This is a genomic window from Paenibacillus sp. 01T422 (genome assembly GCF_056398785.1).
This window is the reverse complement of sequence record NZ_JBFTQB010000425.1, coordinates 1-5292: the sequence shown is the minus strand read 5'-3', so window position 1 is coordinate 5292 and position 5292 is coordinate 1. Positions and strand designations below refer to the sequence as shown.

Here is a 5292-nt window from a genome sequence, read left to right as displayed (position 1 = left end):
TTTGTATGTGGGGTGGGCATGGATGGCAGCCGGATGGCACAAAATAACTGGTGAAAAAGCATTTGACGCTACCGGCTACTTGAAGGGTGCTATCGCTAAGCCAGTTCTAGAAACAGGTACAACCGATTTGGTATATGGCAACTTCGTGGCTTTCTTGAAGAACTTCGCTCTTCCACACGTTGGCATCTTCAATGTCGTGATTCCTTGGGGAGAATTATTAGTTGGTCTGGGGCTTCTATTGGGTGCTCTGACAACAACAGCTATCTTCTTCGGATTAATCATGAACTTCATGTATATGTTCGCAGGAACAGTTAGCACGAATCCATGGTTAGTGCTCCTTGGTTTCGTTGTCCTTGCAGCTGGTGCGAATGCTGGGAAGTTTGGCGTAGACCACTTGATCTTACCGTATCTGCACAAGTGGTTCGATAAGATCGTTAACAGATTACATTTGACATTCAAGTTTAGATAATATGAGGGTAGAATCTAATGAACAATTCTGCAAAGCACCTGTTCTTCCACTCATGTATGGAGAGAAGATCAGGTGCTTTCGTATGAAGAACTTGGGAGGGATCAGGCATGGAGGTTAAAGTTAGGAGTCGCCATATCGGGCTGGCTTCATCTAACCCGGCTAAACTTGCTTATGCAACGGATCGTTTGGCAGATGAACATGAACAATTGCGAAGACAATTACGAATTCTCGAAGCGAGTGCCAAAGAAGTGAACGGGATGAATGATACAGCGGAAGGTATGCATATTCTGCAGGAATTAAGGCTCAAGGCAGCTCATTTCGAGGAAGAATTGGAGCGGCATGCCGCGTGGGAAGAACAGGAGTTGTTTCCTTTTCTGATTAGCTACTTCCATAGTCAACAGGCACCTACCATCATGCCGTCCTTTTGGGTGCTGGAAAAGGATCATCAATTAGGTGTTTCATTTATTCAATCGTTCAAGGAGGCCGTTGTTGATATAACCCCCATTTTCAGTAAAAAACAATTAACAGAAACGGCCTCGTACCTCTTGCAGGCCTGTCTGATTTTAAATGACCACCTCACCATGGAAGAACAATTTGTTAATCCATTAACAGATAAAGTGCTCATGGATCTAGAATCTTTCTTCTCATAGCAGATATGTGACGATAAGATATAAGCTACTACATTCGGCATATTTCTAATGGACAGTTTTCACAATGACAGATATCTCGCAGGTAGCTTGCGTCTTTGATAATAATTTGACCATTATGAAAGGCAATAGCATCTTCTTTTCTCATATCGCTTAATATCCGGTTGACACCTTCGCGTGTAGAACCAATCATATCAGCCATTTCTGAGTTGCTAAGCTTATAATCGATCAAGGTATGCTCACCTATTGGAACCCCATAGGAGTTACTTAGTCGTATCAATAAGGAACAAAGCGCGCCAGGTTTTCCATACATCATTAGATCGCGAAACTTGGTTTCGGTCATCCGGTGCATGAGTCCCATCCATTTCATGAATGCAATAGCCAGATCGCCGTGCTGGCGCAGCAGGTCCTCGAGGTCTTTTCGCATAATTACGCCAACCGTAGAGTCAAGGGTAACTTCGGCGCTAAAGTTTTGCGTGGAATCCTGGAAAGGATCCATTTGCCCGAATAAGTCGCCTGATTGATGTAGATACAGGATGAGGCTTTTTCCTGTTTCTGACGTTTTGGTGATGCGGACTCCGCCTTGGAAGACGTAGAACAGTTTATCTGCTGGTTCTCCTTCCCAGAACAGATACTCACCCTTCTTGGCTTGCTTCATATGCATAACGCTTTTTAATGTATCAAAATTGGTTTCAGAGAAAAATTTCATCTGTGGGTCAGCTCCTCCACGGTTCTTGGCTATCTTCATGATAGTCTTTTTCAACGTTTTTGTTTATCAGGAGATTCACTGATTTATGCATGTATTTCCTGATACCGAAATCAGGGTTTTCCCTGACAGACAAGAAGTATAGAAGTATATACAATGGTAGTAGAAGGGATTTTATGCGGATTCATAAGGATTGGAAGTGGTAAAATGGCAACCGGTCAGGTGAACATCATGGATGATTTGGCACGACTGCGAGATCTGACGTCAAGCGATTTCATCGCGTTGGCGCCTTTCGTTGATCAACCAGCACATAGGCGTTGGATTTACATAGTAGGAAACAGGAGTGATCGTTGTCAACAAATGGTGATAAAAGTGGGGCAAGGGTTGGCGGGCACAGCCTTGCGTCTAGGCAGATGGGTGAAACTGGATGTTACCCATCCGAGAGTAGTTCAGGAAAGACGCGAATGCCCGGTCATGCTTGCTGAGCAATTGCAGACTGCAGCTGTATTCCCGCTCATGAATCGTCATTCTTCTGTGATGAAGGGGCTTCTATTTATAGGAAGACGGTCGGATCACCGATATGAAGAAAAGGATATAAAAGCCATCCAGGAAAGCCTCGGAAGGTTGGTAATCTGTATGGATGGACCTTTGAAGGAAGCCTCGAAATGAATGGCATTACTGGATTACACTTTTTTTGCTATGATAAAAAGAGAAAGCTTAAAACGCGGAGTAACCGCTGTAAGGGGGATGGAAATGCTAAAGATTCTGGTTGTGGATGACCATGCCATCGTAAGATCTGGACTTGTTATGCTGCTGAACGGCAAGCACGACATGGAGGTGATCGGTGAAGCCGCCGCTGGTGAAGAAGGCATTCAAGCTGCCCAGATGCTTAAGCCGGATGTTGTGTTAATKGATCTAAGCATGCCTCCTGGTATGGATGGGCTTACGGCGACTGAGAAGTTAAAGGAATTGATGCCAGAAATGGCGATTTTGATTCTTACTATGCATGACGACGACGAGTACTTGTTTAGGGCCATACACGTGGGTGCGTCTGGATATATATTAAAAAGCGCTCCTCATGAAGAATTATTGACAGCTATTCGTTCCGTTGCGGCGGGAAATGCTTATCTGTATCCGACAGCAACCAAAAGATTGATGAATGAATATATGGAACGGATGAAGAACGGGGAAAATTCCGGCACGTATGAATCGCTCTCTGAGCGTGAAAAAGAAGTTCTGGCACGCATTGCGAAAGGTTTTTCAAATAAAGAAATTGCTGAACAACTGGTGATTAGTGTCAAGACAGTCGAATCTCATAAGAGCAATGTCATGGAAAAGTTAGGATTGAAAACACGCCCGGAATTGGTGAAGTATGCGGCTAAGAAGGGGCTGTTGAACTTTGAATAAGGATCATCTTTCTGAATCAGAGCTATTGCAGGATTTGAAACAATCCCTCAAGCAGCTGTCTGATGTGAAATTTGCTCTCGACGAGTCTTCCATCGTTGCCGCTACGGATGCGAAAGGGAAGATTTTATATGTAAATGATAAATTTTGCAAAATATCGCAATACCCCCGATCCGAACTCCTTGGTGAAGATCATCGGATTATTAATTCCGGTTATCATGATAAAGGGTTCATGACTAACCTATGGAAAACGATTTCCGCAGGCAAGGTGTGRCACGGTGAGATCAAAAATAGAGCAAAAGACGGTACATTCTATTGGGTCGATACGACGATTGTGCCTTTTGTGGATGATCAAGGTCAGGCTTATCAATACTTAGCGATCCGTAACGAAGTGACGCAATTGAAGCGGGTAGAGGAAGAATTGCAGCTTATGATGTCACAGGTCATGCAGATTCAGGAGGAGGAACGGAGAAAATTCTCCCGAGAGCTGCATGATGGCATCGGGCAAAGTTTATTCTCTTTGTTAATACAGATGGATCGACTCCTGGGAGACGAACCTGAATCCGAGATGGGCCATCTCCGGCAAAATGTCTCCAGCATCATCGAAGAAGTGCGGAGTCTGGCGTGGAAAATTCGGCCCTCCGTCTTGGATGATCTAGGCGTTATTCCTGCGATTCGGACGCATATCGAAAACTACACGGATCACTATGGGATCAGAGTGAAACTAGAGAGCAATCTGCGTAAGAGACTGGGAGCGCTTGAGGAGACGACGATCTATCGGGTTATTCAGGAGGCTCTTACCAACATTGCGAAGTATGCGGATGTATCAGAGGCTAGTGTACTTGTTCACGAGCAGGCGTCAGTTGTAGAAGTGGAGATCGAAGATAAGGGGAAAGGCTTCGAAAGAAGCCGGGATTCTAAAGGTGTTGGTCTTTTTAGCATGGAGGAAAGAGCGAAAAGTATTGGCGGCAAATTAGATATTATCTCTGAAAGGGGGAAAGGTACGAGAGTGCGGCTAATCATTCCCCGTAGGGCCGATTGATTTAACTCGGGAACTACAGGCCCTTATTTCTCTGAAAAGGCATGTTTTCACATGCAAACGGAACTACAGGCCGCTATTTCGTCGATTTCATTGGAAAGACGGGCTATGCAGGACAAATAAGCGCCTGTAGTTCCGTTCAGAAGAAAAACGGCTCGTTTTTCTCCGAATAGTGGACTCCAGTTCCCCTCCTTAGTTTGATTCCAGCTAAAATGGTCATTTCACGGTCCATGATCGGCTTAACGATGTACACCAAACAAGAAAAACCGTCAGGAGGAATTTGCTCCTGACGGTTTTTCTTGTCAATTTCAGCGGAGCCGGATGCTGGATGCCGACTAACGGACAGAGTGAGCCCTTATTCAATGGGAAATGACCTCTGAAAATATGTAACGGACACCAGTGCTGTTACTTGTGCTCTTAGGCGCTGAATTCGTCTAGAAATCGGCAAATAAGGTCCCCCATGTCCGTTAGCAGCGGAAACCGATGCTTTTTGCCATTATAACGGCTGCTGAGTCCGAAGCGTGACGAAGGCTCTCACGAGAATCTATTTTGCTAAGATTCTTTTTGATGGAATCGTCTATGATTATGGATGGAATCCCCCATTATTAATTTTAATTATTAGAGTATCGTTAATGAAAGTATCACCTCCCCTTCTTGGTCATTACCTCGTAAATATGCATCATACACTCATGAAAACGTTACCATACTCACTAAGTATTCACTGCTAATCAACATATGTTACGTTCAAATATTCTGTGAAGGGGGTGATGATAGCGCACATTTATCGTCCAACTCGTAAGATAAGGTTTTCTTAGATTGGTCATTCCAAATATGCCATGGAGGTGTCGATTCCCTTGCGTAAACAGCGTAAACAGATTGGATTGGTGTTATGCTTAGCACTGTTTTTTAACGTGCTTATGATTTGCCCGGATCATATTTCAACGGTATCAGCGGAAAATGGAAGTTCTTCAGTCACAGATAATACGTATGCACCCGTTTCGGTTTTCGATAAAGACTTCACTACTAC

6 protein-coding genes are annotated in these 5292 nt (G+C 44.2%); 5 read left to right on the top strand and 1 reads right to left on the bottom strand.

Translation table 11 applies throughout. From position 1 onward, the window contains the following. Position 1 precedes the first annotated feature (1 nt). Together AC1DUA_RS22030 and AC1DUA_RS22025 are read left to right on the top strand one after the other, a co-directional pair. Positions 2-469, top strand: a complete 468-nt coding sequence (locus AC1DUA_RS22030; RefSeq protein WP_477501812.1) for a Crp/Fnr family transcriptional regulator — start codon at positions 2-4, stop codon at positions 467-469. A 107-nt stretch (positions 470-576) separates the two neighbouring features. After that, a complete protein-coding gene (locus AC1DUA_RS22025; RefSeq protein WP_477501811.1) occupies positions 577-1119 on the top strand; it encodes a hemerythrin domain-containing protein in 543 nt (180 codons plus the stop codon). 28 nt (positions 1120-1147) lie between these two features. Here AC1DUA_RS22025 and AC1DUA_RS22020 read toward each other — a convergent pair whose 3' ends face one another. Beyond that, on the bottom strand, positions 1148-1825 hold the full coding sequence (locus AC1DUA_RS22020) for a Crp/Fnr family transcriptional regulator (RefSeq protein WP_477501810.1): 678 nt from the start codon (positions 1823-1825) through the stop codon (positions 1148-1150). A 204-nt stretch (positions 1826-2029) separates the two neighbouring features. On the opposite strand from AC1DUA_RS22020, the gene AC1DUA_RS22015 reads away from it, so the two are divergent. The 3 genes from AC1DUA_RS22015 to AC1DUA_RS22005 all read left to right on the top strand — a co-directional run bounded on the left by AC1DUA_RS22015 (position 2030) and on the right by AC1DUA_RS22005 (position 4268). Next, entirely contained in the window at positions 2030-2491 is a 462-nt protein-coding gene (locus tag AC1DUA_RS22015) for a GAF domain-containing protein (RefSeq protein ID WP_477501809.1), read from the top strand. 84 nt (positions 2492-2575) lie between these two features. Continuing rightward, a complete protein-coding gene (locus AC1DUA_RS22010) occupies positions 2576-3229 on the top strand; it encodes a response regulator transcription factor (RefSeq protein WP_477501808.1) in 654 nt (217 codons plus the stop codon). After that, a complete protein-coding gene (locus AC1DUA_RS22005) occupies positions 3222-4268 on the top strand; it encodes a PAS domain-containing sensor histidine kinase (RefSeq protein ID WP_477501807.1) in 1047 nt (348 codons plus the stop codon). The genes AC1DUA_RS22010 and AC1DUA_RS22005 overlap by 8 nt, the downstream gene beginning before the upstream one ends. Positions 4269-5292: the final 1024 nt, after the last annotated feature.

Excerpts from the sequence above, each read along its gene's own strand:
- AC1DUA_RS22025 (WP_477501811.1), top strand. The coding sequence starts at position 577 with ATGGAGGTTAAAGTTAGGAGTCGCCATATCGGGCTGGCTTCATCTAAC.
- AC1DUA_RS22020 (WP_477501810.1), bottom strand. The coding sequence starts at position 1,825 with ATGAAATTTTTCTCTGAAACCAATTTTGATACATTAAAAAGCGTTATG.
- AC1DUA_RS22015 (WP_477501809.1), top strand. The coding sequence starts at position 2,030 with ATGGCAACCGGTCAGGTGAACATCATGGATGATTTGGCACGACTGCGA.